This window comes from Vibrio sp. 10N.222.49.A3 (assembly GCF_041475145.1).
Classification (GTDB): Bacteria; Pseudomonadota; Gammaproteobacteria; order Enterobacterales; family Vibrionaceae; genus Vibrio; species Vibrio tasmaniensis_A.
Genome location: NZ_JBFRVM010000319.1, coordinates 1 through 416 on the forward strand (window position 1 = coordinate 1; position 416 = coordinate 416).

Annotated in this window: 1 protein-coding gene; it reads right to left on the bottom strand. The window is 44.7% G+C overall.

The window, feature by feature from the left end; translation table 11 throughout:
• Positions 1–105: 105 nt before the first annotated feature.
• Positions 106–416, bottom strand: a 311-nt coding sequence (locus AB4589_RS25755) for a JAB domain-containing protein (RefSeq protein WP_372101952.1), incomplete at its 5' end; no start/stop codon positions are given.

Sequence of the window (416 nt, forward strand, 5' to 3'; positions counted from 1 at the left end):
ATAATAGAAACCTTATTTAATTGTCTTTAGTTTACTGCATTACGTTACCGAAGTCATTCACGCCAGAATAGGCGTGAATGAGAGACATTTTTCACTAACTAATGGTTATATCCAACCACGCTCCGCAAACGACACCACATCTTCAAAAGACACCACGAAGTGATCGAGTACTCGAATATCAACCAAGGCTAACACGTCAGTCAGTCGTCGAGTAATACGTCGATCGGCTTGGCTGGGTGTGGCATCACCGCTGGGATGGTTATGATAAAAAATGACTGCACTTGCGTTTGTGGCCAGTGACTCTTTGACCACTTCACGAGGGTAAACGGATGCGGCGTCAATGGTGCCGTTAAACATCTCTTTTGTGCGTAAAACCCGATGCTGACTATCAAGAAATATCACCCCAAACACTTCGC